This is a genomic window from Microbacterium sp. MYb66, assembly GCF_002979435.1.
Classification (GTDB): Bacteria; Actinomycetota; Actinomycetes; order Actinomycetales; family Microbacteriaceae; genus Microbacterium.
The window spans coordinates 130,996-152,166 of the sequence record NZ_PCOV01000001.1 but is presented as its reverse complement, the minus strand read 5'-3'; the positions used below and the strand labels follow the sequence as shown (position 1 = coordinate 152,166).

15 protein-coding genes and 1 tRNA gene are annotated in these 21,171 nt (G+C 69.4%); 4 read left to right on the top strand and 12 right to left on the bottom strand.

Annotation, left to right across the window (positions count from 1 at the left end):
- Positions 1-49: 49 nt before the first annotated feature.
- From CQ045_RS00710 to CQ045_RS00695, 4 genes are all read right to left on the bottom strand, one after another.
- Positions 50-1,174 (bottom strand): 5-(carboxyamino)imidazole ribonucleotide synthase, encoded by a 1,125-nt coding sequence (locus CQ045_RS00710; protein WP_105720787.1) that lies wholly within the window; start codon positions 1,172-1,174, stop codon positions 50-52.
- A gap of 105 nt (positions 1,175-1,279) precedes the next feature.
- On the bottom strand, positions 1,280-1,798 hold the full coding sequence (locus CQ045_RS00705; protein ID WP_105721322.1) for a PH domain-containing protein: 519 nt from the start codon (positions 1,796-1,798) through the stop codon (positions 1,280-1,282).
- A gap of 86 nt (positions 1,799-1,884) precedes the next feature.
- Positions 1,885-2,655, bottom strand: coding sequence for a biotin--[acetyl-CoA-carboxylase] ligase (locus CQ045_RS00700; RefSeq protein WP_105720786.1), 771 nt, complete (start codon positions 2,653-2,655; stop codon positions 1,885-1,887).
- Positions 2,656-2,657: 2 nt separating this feature from the next.
- Complete coding sequence (locus tag CQ045_RS00695; protein WP_105720785.1) at positions 2,658-3,941, bottom strand: CDP-glycerol glycerophosphotransferase family protein; 1,284 nt, start codon at positions 3,939-3,941, stop codon at positions 2,658-2,660.
- Between the two features lie 126 nt (positions 3,942-4,067).
- Here CQ045_RS00695 and CQ045_RS00690 point away from each other — a divergent pair, with 126 nt between their 5' ends.
- Positions 4,068-5,141, top strand: a complete 1,074-nt coding sequence (locus tag CQ045_RS00690; protein ID WP_258130837.1) for a glycosyltransferase family 2 protein — start codon at positions 4,068-4,070, stop codon at positions 5,139-5,141.
- Positions 5,142-5,159: 18 nt separating this feature from the next.
- Here CQ045_RS00690 and CQ045_RS00685 read toward each other — a convergent pair whose 3' ends face one another.
- From CQ045_RS00685 to CQ045_RS00675, 3 genes are read right to left on the bottom strand one after another with little or no spacing between them, the layout of a single operon-like run.
- Entirely contained in the window at positions 5,160-6,596 is a 1,437-nt protein-coding gene (locus CQ045_RS00685; RefSeq protein ID WP_105720784.1) for a CDP-glycerol glycerophosphotransferase family protein, read from the bottom strand.
- Positions 6,593-7,846 (bottom strand): CDP-glycerol glycerophosphotransferase family protein, encoded by a 1,254-nt coding sequence (locus CQ045_RS00680; RefSeq protein WP_105720783.1) that lies wholly within the window; start codon positions 7,844-7,846, stop codon positions 6,593-6,595. The genes CQ045_RS00685 and CQ045_RS00680 overlap by 4 nt, the downstream gene beginning before the upstream one ends.
- A gap of 48 nt (positions 7,847-7,894) precedes the next feature.
- Positions 7,895-9,493 (bottom strand): S1C family serine protease, encoded by a 1,599-nt coding sequence (locus tag CQ045_RS00675; RefSeq protein ID WP_258130835.1) that lies wholly within the window; start codon positions 9,491-9,493, stop codon positions 7,895-7,897.
- Positions 9,494-9,591: 98 nt separating this feature from the next.
- Here CQ045_RS00675 and CQ045_RS00670 point away from each other — a divergent pair, with 98 nt between their 5' ends.
- Positions 9,592-10,794, top strand: a complete 1,203-nt coding sequence (locus CQ045_RS00670; protein ID WP_105720781.1) for an aminotransferase class I/II-fold pyridoxal phosphate-dependent enzyme — start codon at positions 9,592-9,594, stop codon at positions 10,792-10,794.
- 12 nt (positions 10,795-10,806) lie between these two features.
- Here the strand turns inward: CQ045_RS00670 and CQ045_RS00665 are convergent, their stop codons facing one another.
- Positions 10,807-11,622 (bottom strand): carbon-nitrogen hydrolase family protein, encoded by an 816-nt coding sequence (locus tag CQ045_RS00665; RefSeq protein ID WP_105720780.1) that lies wholly within the window; start codon positions 11,620-11,622, stop codon positions 10,807-10,809.
- Positions 11,623-11,715: 93 nt separating this feature from the next.
- On the opposite strand from CQ045_RS00665, the gene CQ045_RS00660 reads away from it, so the two are divergent.
- Positions 11,716-11,789 (top strand) — tRNA-Met (locus CQ045_RS00660).
- 295 nt (positions 11,790-12,084) lie between these two features.
- On the opposite strand, the gene CQ045_RS00655 is transcribed toward CQ045_RS00660, so the two are convergent.
- On the bottom strand, positions 12,085-14,997 hold the full coding sequence (locus tag CQ045_RS00655; RefSeq protein ID WP_105720779.1) for a UPF0182 family protein: 2,913 nt from the start codon (positions 14,995-14,997) through the stop codon (positions 12,085-12,087).
- 73 nt (positions 14,998-15,070) lie between these two features.
- The gene (locus CQ045_RS00650) at positions 15,071-16,162 is read right to left on the bottom strand and encodes a PDZ domain-containing protein (RefSeq protein ID WP_105720778.1); all 1,092 of its coding nucleotides are present in this window, start codon (positions 16,160-16,162) and stop codon (positions 15,071-15,073) included.
- Between the two features lie 118 nt (positions 16,163-16,280).
- Here CQ045_RS00650 and CQ045_RS00645 point away from each other — a divergent pair, with 118 nt between their 5' ends.
- Positions 16,281-17,681: a zinc-dependent metalloprotease gene (locus CQ045_RS00645; RefSeq protein WP_105720777.1), complete on the top strand. Its 1,401-nt coding sequence runs from the start codon at positions 16,281-16,283 to the stop codon at positions 17,679-17,681.
- Between the two features lie 832 nt (positions 17,682-18,513).
- Here the strand turns inward: CQ045_RS00645 and CQ045_RS00640 are convergent.
- Positions 18,514-20,235 carry an ATP-dependent helicase gene (locus tag CQ045_RS00640; RefSeq protein ID WP_105720776.1) on the bottom strand — a complete coding sequence of 574 codons (1,722 nt, stop codon included), beginning with the start codon at positions 20,233-20,235 and terminating at the stop codon, positions 18,514-18,516.
- Complete coding sequence (nudC, locus tag CQ045_RS00635) at positions 20,232-21,113, bottom strand: NAD(+) diphosphatase (RefSeq protein WP_105720775.1); 882 nt, start codon at positions 21,111-21,113, stop codon at positions 20,232-20,234. Before nudC ends, CQ045_RS00640 begins: the two co-directional genes overlap by 4 nt.
- Positions 21,114-21,171: the final 58 nt, after the last annotated feature.

The window sequence follows — 21,171 nt, the reverse complement described above, 5'->3', positions numbered from 1 at the left end:
GCCTCTTCGCCCGCATGTCTCGCCACGATGCCCGCTGAGAGGCGCCGGATCAGGCGAAGTGCGCGGCTGCGGCGCGCGCGACGTACACGGCGTCGTCGAGATCGTCACCGGCGACGTTCACGTGACCGACCTTGCGTCCAGGCCGCGGTGCCTTCCCGTACGTGTGGATCTTCGCCTGCGGGTGCTCGGCCATCACCGCGCCGAAACGCTCCTCGAGCGTCCCCTCGACGGGCCCACCGAGGATGTTCACCATCACCGACCACGCGGCACGCGGGGCGGTGCTTCCGAGCGGGAGGTCGACCACCGCACGCAGGTGCTGCTCGAACTGACCCGTGACGGCGCCGTCCTGGCTCCAGTGACCGCTGTTGTGCGGACGCATGGCGAGCTCGTTGACGAGGATCCTCTCGTCGTCGGTCTCGAACAGCTCGACGGCGAGCATCCCGGTGACACCGAGCCCCTCGGCGATGGCGCGGCCGATCCCTTCCGCCACCTCCACCAGGCGCTCTGCCGCAGCGGGCGCGGGAGCGATGACCTCGGCGCACACGCCATCGCGCTGCACAGTCTCGACCACCGGATAGGAGACGATCTCTCCGCTCGGACGGCGGGCCACCTGCTGCGCCAGCTCACGCACGAACGGGACGAGCTCTTCGACGAGGAGCGCATCGCCCTCGTCCAGAGCGTCCAGCCAGTCCTGCGCCTCCTCAGCGCCGCGGACGACGCGAACGCCCTTGCCGTCGTAGCCACCCCGCGGTGTCTTCACGACACCCGCGCCGGCATGCGCATCGAGGAACTGCTGCAGTTCGGCGATGGTGCGCACGGCGGCCCAGTCGGGTTGCGGAACTCCGAGTTCGGCGAGACGCGCGCGCATCACCAGCTTGTCCTGTGCGAACTGGAGGGCATCAGGGCCCGGGTGCACGACGACGCCATCGGCGACCAGCCGCCGCAGCACATCCTGCGGCACATGCTCATGATCGAACGTCACGACATCGACGTCGGCCGCGAAAGCGCGCACCGCCTCGAGATCGCGATAGTCACCGACCGCGGTGGCTGCGAGTCCTGCGGACATCCCCTCGCCCTCGGCGAGCACTCGCAGATCGATGCCGAGCTCGACCGCCGGAGCGATCATCATCCGGGCCAGCTGTCCTCCGCCGATCACGCCAACACGCAGGGCCATGTGCCGCCTCCATTCGTCTGCCTCCATTCTCCCGCACGGATCGAGGCGTGTCGGACACGTTCCGGATCCGGACGCTCGGAACACAGGAGCGAGTCCTCGGCCCGCTCAGAGCGGAACGGACTCGTCTCCGGACGACTGCGCGTCACGATGAGCGAGGATCTGCCCGACCTCGATCTGGTCGGCGAGGGTCTCGTGCACGAGCGTCACGTTCGGGACATTCGGCAGCCGGAGCGGCGAATCGACACCGTTCGACAGCGTGATGGTGCCGGAACCCCACAGGCGCTGGAGCGGACCGCGACGGACGGCGATGGTGTACCCCCGAGCGTGCGACATCTCCTGACGCCGACGGGCACCGATCCCGTGGTGGGCGATGACGCGCCTCGTCGTCACCGTGGTGCTCCGCGAGTACCAGATGACGAAGGGCAGCACGACAGCCAGCGCGACCAGCGCACCCGCGGCGGCGAGCAGCATCCAGTTCTCCAACCCCGCCGGGAGGTTTCCGTAGAAGTACGCGGTGGCGCCGAACGTGGCGATGAGGACGACAGCCGACCAGAACAGCCGACGTGCGTGGCTTCGGAAACGCGCGATCAGCAGTTCCTCCGAAGGCGTGCCAGGTGGCGGCATCAGGGGCCGGCCGCCGAGCGTCACAGGCTGGGTCACCCCACCATTGTGCCCGTGATCTGCGACAAAGCCGTCTGTGCGACGGCGTGTCAGCTTCCGGCGGCGCGCACGTGCACCACGTCGCCCGCCGAGATCGCATGCTCCACCCCGTCCGACTCCACCAGAAGTCGTCCCTCCGCATCGATCGCCGTCGCCACTCCCTCGAGGATGCGACCGGCAGGCATCGACACCCGCACCGGCCTTCCGAGGGTCGTGCACCGCGCGGTCACTGCCGCATGCAGACCGCTCGAGACCGCATCCCCGGCCGCGATCAGTGCCGACAGCCGGTCGTCGAGCGTCTCGAGGTAGCTGGCCAGGAGTCGATCCTCATCGACGTCGACGCCGAGAGCGGCGAACGACGTGGCCGTCGGAACGGGGAGCTGCTCGACCGTCATCGTCGTGTTCACGCCGGCACCGACGACGACCGCATCCCCGGTCGCCTCCGCGAGGATGCCGCAGATCTTGCGACCTTCGACCAGCACGTCATTCGGCCACTTCACGGCGACATCGCGCCCGGGGAGCTGTGCGGCGACCGCCTCGGACATCGCGAGGCCCGCCGCGAGCGGGATCCAGCCCCGCGCGGCGGGATCGACCGGGATCGTGCGCAGCAGCACGGACACGGCGAGCGCAGTACCGCTCGGCGCCACCCAGGTGCGGTCGAGTCGGCCGCGCCCGGCGGTCTGGTCGCGCGTGATCAGCGTCGAGAGGTGCGGGCGGTCTTCGGCGCTCTCCGCCTGCGCGCGCAGGTCGGCATTCGTCGAGCCGGTGCGCGCGACCACCTGCAGGTGAGAGGCGATCGCATGCGCGAGAGGGAACTCCACGCTCAGACTTCCTCTTCGTCGGCTTCTTCGTCGTCGTCGTCCTCGTCTTCGCGGACGGCCCCCACCTCGTGGGCCTGCCACCGCTCCCACTCCTGCATGAGTCCGTCGACCGCAGCGTGGAACTTCTCGGTGGCCACGCCCTGGGTCGTGTCGCCGAAATAGTGCTGCACCCACATCCGCAGCCGGGCGATGGCCGCCTCGTCGGCGCGCACGCGTTCGACCTCGGCCACGATGTCGTCCGCCGCCTCAGCCGTCAGCCACTCGCAGTCGGCCAGATAGCCCTGCGTGTCGATCGACGCCTGATCATCCGTCGGCCGGGTGATCATCAACGGCTTTCCCGCCGCGAGCCGGTCGTACACCATGGCCGAGATGTCGACGATGGCGACGTCGGCCGCCGTGAGCTGCCACCCCAGCTCCGGCGCGGCGTCGTAGACGTGGTGAGCCGTCGGATCCGCCGCGTTGGCCGCATTGATCGCCGCGATGATCCGGCGGTGAGCGGCGCCGTAGGCCTCATCGACCACGCCGCTGCGAGGGTGAGGGCGGTACACGACGCGGTGCAGGCCGGTCGCGAGGAGGCGCGCGACGAGCGTCTCGCCGTGCGAGGCGATGGATCCGTAGTGGGCGCTGGGACGGTCGCCTTCCCAGGTGGGAGCGTAGAGCACGACCGTCCGGTCATCCGGCGTGTAGGGCAGCGTGCCCGAGTAGTGGTCCGCCTGCGGGCGCCCGATCTCGATCGTGCGCTTGTCCACGTCGTAGTCCCAGAGGGTGCGCGACAGACGGTCCCGTGCGGCCTGTCCGGCGACGAAGGCGTAGTCGTACGCCTTGTACTGGTTGGTCGTCATGTACATCTTGTCGGACTCGCCGTGATTGATGAACACATGCCAGCGTCGTCCGTAGCGGAACATCTGGAAGTTCCGCGTGTTCTGGTTGACGTACAGCACGACGCGGATGTCCTGCGTCGCGATGAACCGCTCCAGGTCACGGATCTTCGGAACGAACGCGACCGGAGGGGCATCCTCGTCGAGCAGCTTCTCGGTGCCCGTCGCCTGGCGCGAGAGCACGACCACGGGCCAACGCTTCGAGAGCTCGGCGAGCGGGCGATACCACTGCCGCATCTGGTACATGTTCACGGCACCGTCGGCGAAGTACACCGCGACCTTGAAGTGATCGGTCGGGTACGGCTCGCGCTCGGCGAGTCGTCGTCGTACGCGTTGGACGGCGGTGCGGGATGCGAGCGCCCGCTTCAGCAGACGGTACGCCTTCTTCGCGTCAGACAGAGCACCCATCCCTCCAGAATAGTTCGTCCCTGCGGCATCCACCCGTCCACCGCAGTATGGCGCACGGGCGAACGACGTCGCTGTGCCCGTCCACCCCTCAGGGAATGCCCGATGACGCCGTGACATGATCATCATGTGCCAGCCGACGAGATCTCCGCTCCCCTGCCCGGGGTGTCCTTCGTGATGCCGGTGCTCAACGAGCGCGCGTACCTCGAGCACGCGATCGAGTCGGTGCTCGCCCAGGACGTCGACGTGCCCACCGAACTGGTGCTGGCACTCGGGCCCTCCACCGATGGCACGACCGAGCTCGCGCAGCGGCTCGCCGCGACGGACGACCGCATCCGCCTGGTCGACAATCCGGCCGCACACATCCCGGTCGGCCTGAACGCCGCGATCCGGGCGAGTCGCTACGCCACGGTCCTCCGCGTCGACGCCCACTCCGAGCTCTCCTCCGGCTATGCCGCCCGTGCGCTGCAGACCCTGGAGCGCACCGGATCGGCCAACGTCGGCGGCGTCATGCACGCCGAAGGACGCACACCGTTCCAGAAGGCCGTGGCCCGTCTCTACAACTCCCCCGTCGGGCTCGGCGGAGGCGCCTACCACGGGAGTTCCCAAGAGGGTGAGGCCGAGTCGGCCTACCTGGGCGTGATGCGTCGCGAGGTGCTCGACGAGATCGGGCTGTTCGACGAGTCGATCCGGCGCGGCGAGGACTGGGAGCTCAACCTCCGCATCCGTCAGGCCGGTCACCGTGTCTGGTTCGATCCTGAGCTGTCCGTGACGTACTGGCCGCGCGAGAGCTGGCTGCGCCTGGCCCGGCAGTTCCGTGCCACCGGCGCCTGGCGTGGCGAGCTGGTGCGCCGGTTCGGTCGTCGCAACGGCATCCGCTACTTCGCTCCGCCCGCACTCGTCCTCATCGTCGCACTCGCCCTCGTCCTGGGGGTCCTGCAGCTGACGGGTGTGCTCGGCGGTGTGCTCTCCCTGATCGCCTCGCTCGTCGTCTACGGGCCGCTGGCGCTGTACATGCTGCTCGTGCTGGCGGTCGCCCTGGCTCCCGGCGGTGGGGGCTTTCGTCAGCGCCTGTGGACGCTGATCGTGCTGCCCACGATGCACCTCTCATGGGGCCTCGGGTTCATCGGCGGCGTTCTCCGTGGTGCCAGAGACACCGTCGACGCCTCGCGTCTCGGCACGCGCAACACGCCGCTCCCCTGAAGCGGGCCTCGAGCGTGCTCAGCGCGTGACGAAACCCAGATCCAGGATGCGGTCGACGACGCGCTCTGCGGCATGGCCGTCGTCGCGCGAGTTGAACTGCCTGCGCCACGCCGCGTAGCGCTCCGCGTAGACGGCCTCGTGGTCGAGGTCCTCCAGGGCGGCGGCAAGATCGTCCTGCGTGCGCACGAGGGGCCCAGGAGCACGTTCGGCGAGGTCGAAGTAGAACCCGCGCAGCTGTCCTCGATAGTGGTCGAGGTCCGGCACGAGGAAGTACATCGGCTTGCCCGTGACACTGAAGTCGAACATCACCGAGGAGTAGTCGGTGATCAGCGCGTCGGCGGCGAGGAGCAGTCGCGCGGTCTCCGGGTAGCCGGTGACATCGATGACCCGCGCACCGGCGCGGTCGCGTCCCTGCTCCAGCGTGCGGGAGTGACCGCGGACGAGCACCACGGCATTCGCTTGTCGGGCCAGGAGCTCAGGATCGACGAAGTCCACCATCTCGGCGCGGTCGTCTCGCCAGGTCGGGGCGTAGAGGAGTACCCGCTCGTCGGCGCCGATGCCCAGCGCGCTCCGGATCGCCGCCGGGTCCTCCGTGGCGAGAGCGTCGTTGCGGGGGTATCCGTCCACCCAGATCGGGCGGCCGAAGAACGCGTATGCCTTGCGGAGAATGCGCTCGGAGTACGTGTTCTGCGCGAGGAGCACGTCCCAGCGACGCGACTCCTTCACCACCGCGGCCATCCGCCGCGGATCGAAGCCGGGGCGGTGGAGCGCGAGCCGCTTGAGAGGGGTCCCATGCCAGGTCTGCAGGACCTTCTGTCCGGGCTTGCGGGCGAACCGGCGCCGAAGCCAATCGTTCACGACCAGCAGGCGGGCGGCTCCGCGGGCGTGCCACCACTCCGGGCTCCCTTCGACGACCGCGATCGCCCCCTCCGGGACCTCGACCGAGAGATCGACGACGCTCCAGTATCTCCGCACCTCGGGCGCCCGCGCCGCGAGCTCGCGGTCGATGGCCCGGGGATTGCAGCCGACGCTCCGGCCGTAGAAGCTCTCGAAGAAGACGGCGTTCTCGGTGCCGCCGGTCTGCGCCACGTAGCGCTCCTCCAGCGTCGAGCGTCCTTCGACGGTCTCATACACCGGATCGATCGGTGCGGCGATGCGTACGGTGCTGCCGTCGACAGCGATGCGCACTCCCGTGAGGACCACCGGAGCGACCCGCAGCTCGTCGAGGTCGGCATCCGCGATCCGCAGCTCGTACTCCCCCGCAGGCAGCGGAAGGGAGGGTCCGCCCCACCGCGACGCCCGGAGGAGGAAGGAGGCTTTCCAGGTGGCGCCGCCCCCGCTGACCCGGGCCTCGACGCGCGCTCGCGGCCCGACCAGCGCTGCCGTCGCCGGCCGTGGACCGGTCCCTGCGATGACCAGCGCCTCCGCCGTGTCATCGATGCGGGCCGTTGTCATACTGCTCCCTTCGGCGCGGGAATCCCCCGCGCGCGGATGACCTGGTAGACGCGCTCCGTGTTGCGTCCGTCGCGATGCGCGTGCATCTCCGCGCTGAGCGTAGCGGAACGGGCGGAGGCCGTGGCGAACGTGCGCTCGTCGGACAGCAGCGCTTCGAGCTGCGCGAGCATCTCCGACCAGTCGACCGCCGCATCGGGACCCGCGACGTCTTCGAACCGTCCGTAGAACCCTCGCGTGCGTGCGTACTCCGTCGAATCCGGGGCGAGGAAGAGGACCGGCATCCGCAGGAGTCCGACGTCGTAGGCGAGCGAGGAGTAGTCCGTGATGAGCACATCGATCGCAGGCAGGACCGGCGTCACATCGGGCAGCAGCACGGCGCCGAGCGCACGCACCCGGCGGCTCGGGAGAGGTGGCGCGTAGCCGCCCTCGCCCAGGGGGTGGGAGCGCACCAGCAGGATCGCGTCGCGCTCCTCGAGGACGCGAAGGATCCGGATCCACTCCTGCGCCGTGGGAACGGCCGGGTCGGCGGCGCCGTCGCGCCAGGTCGGCGCGTAAAGGATGGTGCGCGCGCTGTCCGGGATCTCCCCCGCGACTCTCCTCAGCACGACGGATGCCGCACGCTGCGCCTCTTCCGGCGAGCCGGTGGTGAGCACGTCGACCCGGGGTTCACCGGTCACGACCACTCGATCGTCGCCGAGCCCGAATGCCGACTCCAGGCGCCCTCTGGCACGGTGGGAGGCCGCCGGCAGCACACGGATCCGCTGGGCGGCGGCACGGTAGAGGAAGGCCACGGCACGCCGCAGCAACGGTGCACCCGGCACGCTCGGCACCTGTGTGGTGGCCGGGGAGTCCAAGCCGATCCGCTTCAAGGGGATGCCGTGCCAGAGCTGCACCACGAACGCGCCGCCGTTCGCGTACCGGTTCACGTCGCCGAGGCCGTGCGTGACCACGAGGACGCCGGCGCGCGCGGTCGCCCACCATCCGCGGACACCGTTCTTGCGGACGAAGCGGATGCCGAGGGCCTCGGCATCCCGATCCTCGCGTTCGGAGGCCGTGAGCCACAGTGTGTCGTGCCCCGCGGCGGATGCATGGCGCTGCAGCGCGAGCGCGCCGTCGCCGATACCTGCGCCGCAGCCGAAGACCCAGCGCCGACCGCGCGGAACGAGAAGGGTACCGATGCGTCCCGCGGCATACAGCGGTATCCGGAGCAGCTTGGCCGCGTTGCCGGTGCCGAAAGAGAAGGACGCCACCCCGCGAGCCTATCGCGCAGGTGGCGTCCTTCTCTGTGAGAGCGAGGGTCAGCCGGCGAGTTCGCCGAGCGTCACCTCGATGTCGTACGACTTGCCGCCGCGCACGTAGGTGACCTTCGCGTCGCTGCCTGCGGCGGCGGCGCGCACCTGAGCGGTGAGGTCGGTGGCGCTGGTGATCGGGACTCCGTTGAACGAGGTCACGATGTCGCCCTTCTCGAGCCCGCCTGCGGCGGCAGCGCCACCGTTGTTCGCCTCGGCGATGTACGCACCGGCGACCGTGGCGCCCTCGATGTTCGAGGCATCCTGGACCGAGGCGCCGAGCAGTCCGTGCGTCGCCGCACCATCGGCGATGATCTCCTCCGAGACACGCTGGGCGATGTTCGACGGGATGGCGAATCCGATGCCGATCGAACCCGACTCCTCGGAGCTGCCCGAGCTCGCGATCGCCACGTTGATGCCGATCAGCTCGCCCTTGCTGTTCACGAGGGCGCCGCCCGAGTTGCCATGGTTGATCGCGGCATCCGTCTGGATCACGGCGATCGAGATGGAGTCGGAGGTCTGCTGACCGGTGCTCCCCGGGATGTCGAACTGGAACGGGCCCTGGCCCTGCTCCGGCGACTCCTGCTCAGGGGCGTCCTCGGAGGACGAGTCGGGCAGTGCCGACGAGGCGATCTGGATGCTCCGGTTCAAAGCGCTGACGATGCCGGTGGTCACCGAGTTCGCCAGTCCCAGCGGCGCACCGAGCGCGACGGTGGTGTCACCGACGTTGAGCTTGGACGAGTCGGCGAACTTGATGGGCGTGAGCCCCTCGGCATCCTTCAGCTTGATCACGGCGAGGTCGTAGATCGGGTCGGTGCCCACGACGGTGGCCTCGTAGAGGTGCCCGTCGGACGTGGTCACCCGGATGGTCGGATCGGCGACGGCTCCGCCGAGCGTCACCACGTGCGTGTTGGTGAGCACGTAGCCGTCTTCGCTGATGATCACTCCGGATCCGCTGCCGCCCTGATCGGAACCGGCCACCTCGATGGTGACCACGGAGGGCAGAGCAGCGGTCGCGACTGCGGTGGTCTCGTTGACCGATCCGGGGTTGTTGACCGTGACGGTCTGCGGCCCCGAGGCCGTCCCGGAGGACGGCTGGTCCTGCAGCCCGTTCAGCAGCGCGCCGCCGCCGAAGCCGGCGACACCGCCGACGAGCGCCGCCGCGACGATGAACGCGGCGAATTTCGCGCCGCCCCGCGACTTCTGGTCCTTGTTCTTGGCCCCGTCGTTCGACACGGCGTCGCCGTCGAGCGGCAGGGTGGGCTGCGTGTACGACGCCGCCGTGGGGATGCCGAATGCGGCTCCCGGTGCGGTGGCGGTGGCCGGTGCGGTGACGGTTGCCGGCGCGGCCGGTGCCGCGAAGCCGTGCGGCACGGGTGCGATCACGGGAGTGGACGGCGCCTGAGACGTGAACGTCGACGGCACCTCGTGTCCCTGTACCGGCGCGGCAGAGGCCGGCGCGGCGGCGACCGGGGCGGCGGAAGCCGGGCCGGTCGTATCAGCGGCAGCATCCGTCACCGACTGAGCGGCGACCTCCGCGGCCTGGGCGGACGGCACGGCGTCGTTCGACGCGGGTGCCGAGTGGTCTTGGGTGTTGTCTTCGTTCATGGTGAGTGCTCCTTCAACGACCACTTCAGAATGACGCCTGTATCTGTGCGTTCCTTATGGCGAAGATGAGTTTCCGCTATGGCCTTAGCCTGTTCTTCATGAGTGTCATTCCCGGCGCATGGCGTCGCACGGCGGCAGGTGCCGGCCTGCTGGCCGCAGACGGAACCGTCGCGCCCACCATCTTCGCAGAGATGTCCGCGGCTGCGGCCCGGACGGGTGCGATCAATCTGGGACAGGGCTTCCCCGACGAGGACGGCCCTGCCGAGGTGCTGGAGGCCGCGCGCAGCGCGATCGCGAACGGGGCGAATCAATATCCGCCCGGCCGCGGCGTCCCCGATCTCCTCGAAGCGATCAGCGAGCACCAACGCCGGTTCTACGGGCTCGACGTCGACCCCGGCACCGAAGTGATCGTCACGGCAGGGGCGACCGAGGCCCTCACGGCCACCCTGCTCGCGCTGATCGACGGCCCCGACGACGAGGTGGTCGTGTTCGAGCCGTACTACGACTCGTATGCCGCCGCCGTAGCCCTGGCCGGCGCTCGTCTTCGCACGGTCCCGCTGCACGCACCCGGGTTCCAGCCCGACCTCGACCGGCTCGCCGCGACCGTGACAGATCGCACCAGGGTCATTCTGATCAACGATCCGCACAATCCCACCGGCGCCGTGTTCGAGCGCCGGGTGCTCGAAGAGGTCGTGCGGCTGGCCGCGCAGCACGACGCCGTAATCGTCACCGACGAGGTGTACGAGCACCTGGCCTTCCACGGTCCGCACACGCCGATAGCCACGCTTCCCGGTGCCGCCGAGCGGACGCTGACGATCTCCTCGGCCGGCAAGACGTTCTCCACGACGGGATGGAAGATCGGGTGGGTGCACGGCCCGGCAGCGCTCATCACGGCGGTGCTCACCGTGAAGCAGTACCTCACCTACGTGAACGGGTCCCCTTTCCAGCCCGCCATCGCCGTGGGGCTTCGCCTGGATGACGCCTACTTCGCCGTCGCCGCCGCTGCGCTCTCCCGCAAGCACGAGATCCTCGGCGAGGGCCTGCGCTCTGCCGGGTTCACCGTGCACGCTCCGCAAGGCGGATACTTCACCGTGGCGGATGCGACCGCGCTGGGCGGGGCGGATGCCGCGGCGTTCTGCCGCTCGCTGCCGGAGCGCGCCGGCGTCGTGGCGATCCCACTGACCGCGTTCGTCTCGGAGGCGCACAGGGGCGAGTACCGCGGCCTCGTGCGCTTCGCAGCGTGCAAGCGCGTCGACGTCCTCGAGGAGGCGGCCGCACGTCTCGCGAGCTTCGCCGCCTGACCCCGGGCCGGCTCAGGCTTCTCGGGGCACGACCGCGTACCGCCGCACGCGCAGGGACGGGTTGACGGCGCGCACACGGTCGATCGCGGACCGCTCGACGGTCGCCACCGCGATCCCCTGCTCCGTCCCCACGCCCGCCAGGACCACTCCCTGCGGGTCGATGATCTGCGAGTGGCCGACCCCGATCGGCGTCGGGTGATCGGCCGCCACCACGTAGACGGTGTTCTCGATCGCCCTCGCCGCGAGCAGGGTCGTCCAGTGGTGTTCCTTGAGCGGCCCCCTGACCCATTCGGCCGGGACGACCAGCGCATCGGCCTCGGCGTCGACCAGGGAACGCGCGACCTCCGGGAAGCGCAGGTCGTAGCAGGTCATGAGCCCGAACCGCAGGCCGCCGACCTCGAACGTCGAGGCCTCTCCCACGGCCCCCGGCTCGACCCAGTCGGACTCGGCCTGCCCGAACGCATCGTAGAGGTGCTGCTTCCGATAGACGGCGAGGACACCGTCACCTCGAACCGCCACGACGGCGTTCCGCACGCGCCGGTCGTCGGAGGCACGCTCCGCGAGACCCGCGACGATGACGACGGCATAGTCCGCGGCCAACGCGGTGAGCATCGCGACGAACTCCCCGTCGAGATCCTCCGCATTCGCGACCAGGCTCTGATCCATCGGATCGACGAAGTAGCTGGAGTACTCGGGGAACACGATCAGCTTCGCCCCTCGGGCCGCCGCATCCGCCGTCAGCCCAGCGATCCGCTCGCGATTGTCGGCGCGGGATGCGGTGGGCGCGAACTGGCATACGGCGACGGGAACGGCTGCAGACTCGGACATGTCTCCATCCTCGCGCATCGACACGCCCGAGGTCGTTCGGAGGCGGCCTCGATTCGCCGACCCCTGGAATCCGTGATAAGTTACTTCTTGTGCCGCGGGGTGGAGCAGTTCGGTAGCTCGCCGGGCTCATAACCCGGAGGTCGCAGGTTCAAATCCTGTCCCCGCAACAAATGAAAGGCCCTCTGACTCGGAGAAATCCAGGTCAGAGGGCCTTTCGCTTTGCCTGGAACCGATCTGAATCGATCCCGACCCGCTGTGCACTCGCTGCGGTGCCGGCTCCCCTTCGACCCATGCGCGGCACAGACGCCGGGACGACATGCGCGGCGACCACGAGTTCGGGCCGCGATCCAGCCTGCCTCGATCCCTGATCGGCCTCGTCGCCACATCCGCGCCGAGCGAGTCCGCCCCGGAACGCGAATGGGCGCCCCCGGAGGGGCGCCCATTCGACTCAGCTGAGGAAGGTCACTTCCCCTCGGCGGCGTCCAGCTCGAGCAGCTTCTCGACGGCCGCGGTGAGGCGCTCGTCGGCCTCTGCGAACTTGGCGAGATCGCCCGACTTCAGAGCCGTCTCACGATCGATCAGCGCAGCCTGGGCGGAGGCGAGGGCGTCGGCCTGCGCATCCGTCGGCTGCGTCGGCTCGGTCGGAACCTCACCGGTGTCGTCCGGGACTTCCGCGTTCGGATCGGGTTCCACCGTGTCGTCGCCGCCGGTCGCGCCCGAATCACCGCCGAAGAGCGTGTCGAGAGCCTCGGTGAGGGTGTTCTCGAACGCGACCCGGTCACCGAAGGCGACGAGCACCTTCTGCAGACGCGGCAGCTGCGTTCCCTCGGAGGACTGCACGTACACGGGCTGCACGTAGAGCAGACCGCCACCGACGGGCAGTGTCAGCAGGTTTCCGTAGATCACCTCGGACTCACCCTGCTGGAGCAGGTTGAGCTGCGGGACGACCGAGGTATCCGAGTTATAGGTGTTCTGCACCTGGCCGGGTCCGGGCACCGTCGTGTCGGTGTCGATCTCGAGCATGCGCAGCTGGCCGTAGCCGTCCGCCTTCACACCCTTCTCCGAACCTGCATCCGAGTCCACCGCGAGGTAGCCCATCAGCACGTCACGGCTCCCGCCCGCTCCCTGCGAATTGGGGATGAAGGTCGAGAACATCGAGAACCGCGGCGACTCCTGCCCGGGCATCTGCATCGTCAGGTAATACGGCGGCTGCAGCATCGACTCGCTGCGCGGATCGTTCGGCGTCTGCCAGCGGTTGTCCTGCTGGGCGAACGAGCCGGCCTTGTCGACGTGGTAGACGCCGAGGATGTCGCGCTGCACCTTGAACAGGTCGGTCGGGTAGCGGACGTGGCTCATGAGCTCGCCGGACATGTCGCTGATCGGCTTCACCGTCGACGGGTAGACCTTCTGCCAGGTCTTGAGCACCGGGTCCTCGTCGTCCCACGCGTACAGCGTCACGGAGCCGTCGTACGCATCCACCGTGGCCTTGACCGAGTTGCGGATGTAGTTGATGTCATCGATGGCGAGCGTCGGCGACGGGACGTTGGAGTCCGCGATCGCATCGGACAGGCTCACGCTCGTCGAGTACGGGTACGTCTGGCTGGTCGTGTAGCCGTCGACGATCCAGACGATGCGGCCGTCCACCACGCTCGGGTACGGGTCGCTGTCGAGCTCGAGGTACGGTGCGACCTTCTGGACGCGCGTCTTCGGGTCACGGTCGTAGAGGATCTGCGACTCGTCGTTGACGAGGTTCGAGAACAGGATCTGCTCGGACTGGAACTTCAGCGAGTAGAGCAGCTTCGTGAACGTGTCGCCGATCTTCGGACCGCCGTCGCCTTCGAACGTCGTCTTGGTCTCGCTGGAACCGTCCTTGCCGCGCGGATAGTCGATCTCGGCAGGCTCGGAGCCGTCAGGAGCGCCGACGATCGAGTACTCGGGCGAGTTCTCACCGAAGTAGACCCGCGGCTCGAAGTTCTCCCGGTCGGAGAGGAAGCCGGAGGTCGGGATGCCGCGCTCGAGGAACACCGGCTCGCCGTCCGTGGTCCGCTGGTTTCCGGCGGCGGCCACGAGACCGTAGCCGTGGGTGTACACCGCGACGCGGTTGTTCCAGTTGTCGCCGTCGCCGAGGCCCGACATGTCGAGATCGCGCACGGACACGACGGTGTCCTGCATCTCGCCGTCGATCTCGTACCGGTCGACGTCCATGGTCGTCTGGAACTGGTAGTACCCGCGGTACTGCTCGAGCTGGCGGACCGTCGGCGGGATGACCTTGGGATCCATGATGCGGGTGGAAGCCGTGGTCTCCGCGTCCTCGCGGAGCTGACCGGCCTCGGCATCCGTCTCGGCTTCGAAGGGAGTCGTCTCGAGGTTGGCGACGCCGTACGCCTCCTTGGTGCCGTCGATGTTCCGCTGGTAGTACTCGGCCTGGTAGGCGTTCTGGTTCGGCTTCACCTGGAAGGTGGTCACCACCCACGGGTAGCCGACACCGACCACGAGCGAGGCGACGATGAGCAGTGCGGTCGCCGCGAGCGGGAAGCGCCAGCGGCCGATGACGGCGGTGACGAAGAAGAGGATCGCGACGACGGCCGCGATGATCGCGAGGATCGCGAGACCGGGGATCGTCGCATTGACGCCCGTGTACGCGGCACCGGTGATGCGGTCGTCGGGCTGCACGAGCGTCTTGTACTGGTCGAGCCAGAGGCTCACCGCCTGCACGAGGAGGTAGAGACCGGCGATGACCGCGAGCTGGATGCGCGCGGGCTTCGAGATGCGCAGCTCACCCTGACCGATGCGCACCGAGCCGTAGAGGTACGACACGAGAGCGGTGACCAGGAGCGAGAGCAGCAGCACGGCCGAGACGAACGCGAGAAGGATCGTGTAGAACGGCATCGCGAACATGTAGAACCCGGTGTCGATGCCGAACTGCGGGTCGACGCTGGAGGTGGCGACGCCGTTGGCCCAGAGCCACACGGTCTTCCACTGCCCGGCGGCCGCGAAGCCGGCGAACAGGCCGAAGAAGATCGGCATGCCCCACATCGCCAGGCGGCGCAGCGGTTCGATGACCTCCTGATAGCGGTCCAGCTGCGAGCTGAGGCGCACGTACACCGGGCGCAGCCGGTACGCGAGCTGGATGGCGACGAACAACGGCACGGCCATCCCGAGGAAACCCACCACGAACATCACCGCCGTGGCGATCCACTGCGTGGTGAGGACACCGGTGAAGCCCACCTGGTCGAACCAGAGGAACTCGGTGTAGAGGGAGGCGAACACGAAGAACACCGCGATCAATGCGGCGATGATCACCAGGGAGATGCCGAGGATGCGTCGGGAGGTTCGAGGCGTGGCCGGATTCGGGGCTGAGGGCGAGGTCACCATTCCATCCTAGGCATGCCTCACTGTGCGCAGGCTGTCATCCGGATCACGGCGAGGTCACGGTGACGCCCGCGTTTCAGCTCGCGGGGAGCTCGCAGGTCGGCAGCGCGGCGACATCGCCGTCGTCGGCGATCACCTCCAGGGCGGCGAGGGACTCGTCGAGCGTCGCCGTGCGGATGACCTGCAGACCGTCCGGCACGTGCCCGACGACCTCGTCGCAGTTCGCCTCCGGAGCGAGGAAGTACTCGGCTCCCGCATCTCGAGCGCCGTAGAGCTTCTGACGGATGCCGCCGATCGGACCGACCGTGCCGGCGGCATCGATCGTCCCGGTGCCGGCGATGTTCTCTCCGCCGTTGAGCTCGCCTTCCGTCAGCGTGTCGATGATGCCGAGCGCGAACATCATCCCGGCACTGGGTCCGCCGACGTTGTCGAGCTGGATCGTCACGTCGATCTCGAAGTCGTAATCGGTGCGGAGCGTGATGCCGATGAGCCAGGTCGTCACTCCCCCCTCGGTGCTCTTCTCCGGGGTGACCTCGACCGTCTTCTCCTCGCCGTCGCGCAGCAGCGTGAGCGTCACGGGGTCGCCACCGGCGTCCTGGATGGCCTCGCGCAGCTGCGTGGCCGCGGTGACGGGAGTGCCGTCGATCGCGGTGATCACGTCGTCGGCTTCGAGGATCCCGTCCGCCGGAGAGTCCGCGACGGCCTCCACGACGACGACCTGTGCGCCGGTGTCGTATCCGAGCTCGTTCAGGGCTGCGGCTGTGGCCTCGTGCTGGGAGTCGACCATGAGAGAGGCGTTGCGCTCGTCTCTCTGCTCGGTCGTGACGCCCTCGGGGAAGACCGAGTCCAGCGGCACCACGGCGCGGGAGGAGTCCATCCACGCCAGGGCGAGCTCGAACCAGCTCGGCGTGCGCTCGCGGTTGCCGACGACCTGGACGGTGGTGAGGTCCAGCGTGCCGGCGGTCTCGAACGTCTCAGCGCCTTCCACGCTGATGAGTGGAACCTTCTCACCGTCCTTGTCGGTCGCGGTCCCCAGGGTGTCGTAGACGGGGCCGGGTCGCTGGATCACGTACGGCGACGGCAGGAAGGTCAGCACGACGAGGGCGACGAGCGCGACGATGAGCGCCCAGACTCCGAGTCCGAGCTTTCCAGACCGCGTTCGATCCACAGCATTCCTCCGTCGTTCGCGAGCGGCGTACACCGATCTGCCCGCATCGGGTTCGCGCGCAGAAACCTGTGACTAGCGTAGAGGCCACGGCAACAGAAGTGCTGAGAGGGCGAGCGACATGGCAGACAACGACCCGACACCCGAGGACTTCCAGGAGTTCCTGCGAAAGATGCTCTCCAACCAGAGCGGCGGAGACATCGACCCCGAGGCCCTTCGGGGCGCCTTCGAGGGGATGGACGGCTTCACACTCGACCCGGCGATGATGCAGACGATCATGTCGCAGCTCCAGGGCGCCTTCGGCGGCGACCCCTGGGAGAACGCGCTGCGCCAGGCCCTCTTCATCGCCAATCGTGACGGACAGGGGGTGACCGACGGCTCCCGCACGTCGCTCGCCGATTCCTTCGCACTCGCGAACCTGTGGCTCAGCGAAGCGACGACGATCTCCGAGCTCTCCGAGGCGCCGACCGCGATGACCCGCGGCGAATGGGTCGAGAAGACACTGCCGGTGTGGAAGGAGATCGCCGACCCCGTCTCCACCAGCATCGCCGACGCCCTCACCTCCGCGCTGGACACCCAGGTTCCCGAGGAGATGCGCGGCGTGATCCAGGGCGCCGGAAAGCTGATGCGGGGACTGGGCGGATCGGTGTTCGCCGCGCAGTTCGGGCAGGTGCTCGGCAACCTCTCGCTCGAGGTCGTCTCCGGCGGCGACGTCGGCATCCCCGTGCTCCCCGCAGGCACAGCGGCGATCATCCCGCAGAACCTGACGGCCTTCGGCGAGGGCCTCGAGATCCCCGAAGACCAGATCGCCCTCTACCTCGCCACCCGCGAGCTCGCCTACGCGCGGCTCTACCGGCACGCGAAGTGGTTGCACCTGCACGTGATGGCGCAGATCACCGACTTCGCACGCGGAGTCACGGTCGATGTGGACGCTCTCGAGGACGTGGCCAGCCGCCTCGATCCCTCCGACCCCGAGGAGCTGCGCGCGGCCATCGAGGGCGGTGCGCTCCTCCCCGTGCAGAGCGAGGCGCAGCGCGAAGCACTCACGCGACTCGAGAACCTCATCGCGACGATCGACGGCTGGGTGGACGTGGTGACCGCGGAAGCCACGTCCCGTCTCCCGGACGGCGCCCGGATCGCGGAGGCGGCCCGTCGTCGTCGTGCGGTGGGCGGGCCCGCCGAGGACGCGCTCGGCGCGCTGGTGGGGCTCAAGCTCCGTCCGCGGCGCATGCGCGAGGCTTCGGCGATGTGGCAGACGGTGACCGACGCCGTCGGGATCAGCGGGCGCGACTCGCTGTGGGACTACCCCGATCTCATGCCGACCGCCGAGGACATCGACGACCCGAGCGCGCTGGTCGCCCGCCTGCAGGCCGCGGAGCGCGGCGAGCAGCCGGCTGCGGACGAGTTCGACGAGGCGCTGGCCCGTCTCCTCGACGGTGACGACTTCTCGACCGAGAAGCCGGAGGAGAAGACGGACGAGGGCGACGATGACGCGGCGCCCGAAGGTGACCGTCCCGTCTGAATCGCGGCTCATGCGGGGGCGGCGACGGCGATCCGCCTCTCTCCTCCCCCGCACCGCGGACGCCGGAAGTTGTCCACCGATGCGTCGATACCTCCCCGCGGTCCCGGCATCCGCTCCACAATCGGAGGGATGCCCCTTACTCCGCCGATCCTCACGCGCCTGAACCCGAGCGCACCGCTGCTCTGGCGGGACGAGAACACACTCCAATTCGGCGACGAGGGCGATCTGCGCGTCCCCGCCGAAGCCCCGTGGGTGGAGCCGTTGCTCAGCCGATTGCGCTCCGGCTTCCGGCGCGGTTCCTTCGACGTGATCGCCCACGCGGCAGGCGCACCACGAGACGCGGCGCGCGCACTGCTCGCCCGCCTGGATCCGGTGCTGCTGGACGAGCCCCCCGCGCCTCCGCCGGCATGGGTGGAGAGCATCGGGATCACCGACGATCGGAGCGAGTATCGCATGCGCGAAGCCCTCGCCGACGAGGGAGTCGAGGTGAGGGACCCCGGTACTGCCGCGGCCGTCGGCGTCGTGCTCGTGCAGGGAGCTGCGGCGGCCGTGCAGTTCGCCCGCTACCTGCGGGAAGACGTTCCGCATCTTCCCGTGTCGTTCGAACCCGGGCGCGTGACCATCGGCCCGCTCGTCACGCCCGGGGCCTCCGCGTGCCTGGCGTGCCGTGACGCGCACGATCGAGACCGCGACCCGGCCTGGCCGCTGCTGCACGCGCAGATGATCGGCCGCGACCCCGGCCCGATCCGCGCCGCGCAGGTCGCCGAAGCAGGACGACTGGCCGCGCTGATCCTCGCGGACGCCGCGACCACCGGCGGCCGGCAGGTCCGGGTCAGCGCCGACGGTTCGCGCGCGTGGCGTTCGGTGACATTTCACGAAGAATGCCGGTGCCGCGGGCGGTGGTGCCCATCTCTTCGAGGAACCTCGACGGCGACCGCTCACCTCGCCCCGCCGACCTCGACCAGGACAGGCTCAGCGTACGCGCGGCCCGCGTGACGCCCACGTAGGCGAGGCGCCGCTCCTCGTCGATCGCCTCGAAGGTCGTCGCGTACGAGATGGGAAGCGACCCTTCCGCCCAGCCGGCGAGGTGCACGTGCGGCCATTCGAGGCCCTTCGCCGCGTGCAGGGTCGACAGCGTGACGGTGCGCATCGTCGGCTCGTGCTGGTCCTTCGCCCGCGCCATGAGGGCGTCGCTGAACGAGCGCAGCGTCGCGTCGGATCCGGCTTCCTCCGCGAGTCTGAGGATGGCGCGCCGCGCCTCCCATCCGCCCCGCTGCGCTCCGCCTGCCGCCGGAGGCTCGTCGGTGAGTCCGAGCTCACGCAGCACGCGCTGCACACCGGGCAGGAACCCCTGCTCGGTGGGGGCGACCGCGGCAGCACGCAGAGCCAGGATCGCCTGGCGCACCTCCGGCATCGCGAAGAAGCGGGTGCCCCCGAGAACGGATGTCGGAATGCCCTCGGCAGCGAGCGCCTGCTGCAGCAGGGCCGACTGCGCATGAGCGCGATAGAGCACGGCGATCTCGGACGGCGACGCGCCCGCCTCGATGCGCGCGGAGATCGCGGCCGCGATGCCCGCAGCCTCCTCGCCCTCGGTGTCGTACGCGGTCACGGTTGGCGCGTCGGCCGTGAACTGCTCGCGCGCGGGGACGAGCTCGAGCGCACCCGGCCGACCATGCATCAGCGCATTGGCAGCGGCGAGGATCGGCGCCTGGGAGCGATAGTTCGTCTCCAGCCGTATGACGGTGGCATCGGGATGGCGGCGCTCGAACTCGAGCAGATAGCGCTGCTCGGCGCCCGCGAACGAGTAGATGGTCTGGCTCGCGTCGCCGACCACGCAGATGTCGTGCCGGTCGCCCAACCACAGATCGAGCAGACGGTTCTGCAACGGCGAGACGTCCTGGAACTCGTCGACCGTGAAGTGACGGTACTGCTCGTGGACGGAGGCGGCGACCCGCGGCTCGGCCTCGATCATCCCTGCACAGGCCAGAAGGACGTCCTCGAAGTCGAGTTGACGGCGGTCGTCCTTCAGCGCCTCGTATCCGCGCATCAGCTCCACGAGCTGCCCTGCGTCGACACCGCTGACGGGGCGTCCGAGCGCGGCGTACTGATCGATCGAGAGCATCGAGACCTTGCGCCACTCGATCTCGGACGCGATGTCGCGGAGCGTGGCGGTGCTCGGACGGAGTCGGATCGCGTCAGCAGCCTGTCCGAGCATCCGCACCTTGTTGTCGATGATCGACGGCGCGGGCGAGCCGGCCAGCGTCGGCCAGAAGAAGTTCAGCTGCGCGAGGGCGGTGGCGTGGAACGTTCGCGCGGCCACGCCCTCGACGCCGAGGGCGCGCAGGCGCCCGCGCAGCTCCCCCGCCGCCTTGGCGGTGAAGGTGACCGCCATCACCCGCGACGGCGAATACGCACCGGTGTCGACGCCGTGCGCGATGCGGTGCGTGATGACGCGGGTCTTGCCCGTTCCCGCGCCGGCGAGCACGGCGACGGGTCCGCGAAGCACGGATGCTGCCGCTCGCTGCCGCTCATCGAGGGCATCGAGTGCGCTCACGCGCGCTCCTCGTACCAGTCGAGGATCAGCGCCCGTGCGATCGACGCGGGCCCCGGAAGCCCGACGGGGCCGTCCCCGGCGAGCGCCGAGCCGATCTCCTGCCGGGTGAACCAGCGCACGTCGATGATCTCCTCACCGTCGGCGAGCGCCGCGGACTCCTCGTCGACGACGGCGCGGAAGCCCAGCATGAGAGACCGCGGGAAGGGCCATGCCTGCGAGGAGACGTACCGCAGGGACGACAGGCGCATCCCCGACTCCTCCTCGATCTCGCGGTGCACGGTCGACTCGAGGGATTCGCCCGCCTCGGTGAAGCCCGCGAAGCACGAGTACATCCGCCCACCCCAGTTCGCATTGGCTCCGAGCAGCAGACGTTCGCCGTCGCGGCTCTCCACCGCGACGATGACTGCCGGATCGGTGCGGGGGAAGTGCTCGCGGCCGCAGACCAGGCAGCGCCGCGACCATCCGGCATGACGCAGCTCGGTTCCGCCGCCGCAGGTGGGGCAGAACGGCGCATCGCGGAGCCAGCCGGCGAGCGCGACGGCACCGGTGAGGAGCTCGGACTCGCGTCCGTCGATGCGGCCGCCGAGATCACGCAGACCGAGCCAGATCTCATCGGGCGCCGCATCGAGGGCGTCCGTCTCCGGCGGCGCAGCGGCGAGCAGCAGCACGGTGCCGTCGGCGTCGCGCCCCAGAAGGGCCCACGTCGCCTCCACGACCGCCGTCGGCGGAACGCGCGACAGCGCGGAATCGACGACTCGGACCCGCCCTTCGCGGACGACGATCACGCGGGTCGCCGGGTCGTCGCGCAGACGATCGAGCACGTCCGGCTCCTCACGGAGTTCGGCGGCACGGTCGAGGGACGGGCGCTGAATGGTCATCGACTCCCTCTTTCACGGGCGTGGCGGAGGCGGGACCGCCCCTGAGCCGACCTACCCT

Bases quoted from the DNA above. Each gene is read 5' to 3' on its own strand.
- CQ045_RS00710 (WP_105720787.1), bottom strand. From the start codon at position 1,174: ATGGCCCTGCGTGTTGGCGTGATCGGCGGAGGACAGCTGGCCCGGATG.
- CQ045_RS00705 (WP_105721322.1), bottom strand. From the start codon at position 1,798: ATGCCGCCACCTGGCACGCCTTCGGAGGAACTGCTGATCGCGCGTTTC.
- CQ045_RS00695 (WP_105720785.1), bottom strand. From the start codon at position 3,941: ATGGGTGCTCTGTCTGACGCGAAGAAGGCGTACCGTCTGCTGAAGCGG.
- CQ045_RS00685 (WP_105720784.1), bottom strand. From the start codon at position 6,596: ATGACAACGGCCCGCATCGATGACACGGCGGAGGCGCTGGTCATCGCA.
- CQ045_RS00675 (WP_258130835.1), bottom strand. From the start codon at position 9,493: ATGAACGAAGACAACACCCAAGACCACTCGGCACCCGCGTCGAACGAC.
- CQ045_RS00670 (WP_105720781.1), top strand. From the start codon at position 9,592: ATGAGTGTCATTCCCGGCGCATGGCGTCGCACGGCGGCAGGTGCCGGC.
- CQ045_RS00665 (WP_105720780.1), bottom strand. From the start codon at position 11,622: ATGTCCGAGTCTGCAGCCGTTCCCGTCGCCGTATGCCAGTTCGCGCCC.
- CQ045_RS00655 (WP_105720779.1), bottom strand. From the start codon at position 14,997: ATGGTGACCTCGCCCTCAGCCCCGAATCCGGCCACGCCTCGAACCTCC.
- CQ045_RS00645 (WP_105720777.1), top strand. From the start codon at position 16,281: ATGGCAGACAACGACCCGACACCCGAGGACTTCCAGGAGTTCCTGCGA.
- nudC (WP_105720775.1), bottom strand. From the start codon at position 21,113: ATGACCATTCAGCGCCCGTCCCTCGACCGTGCCGCCGAACTCCGTGAG.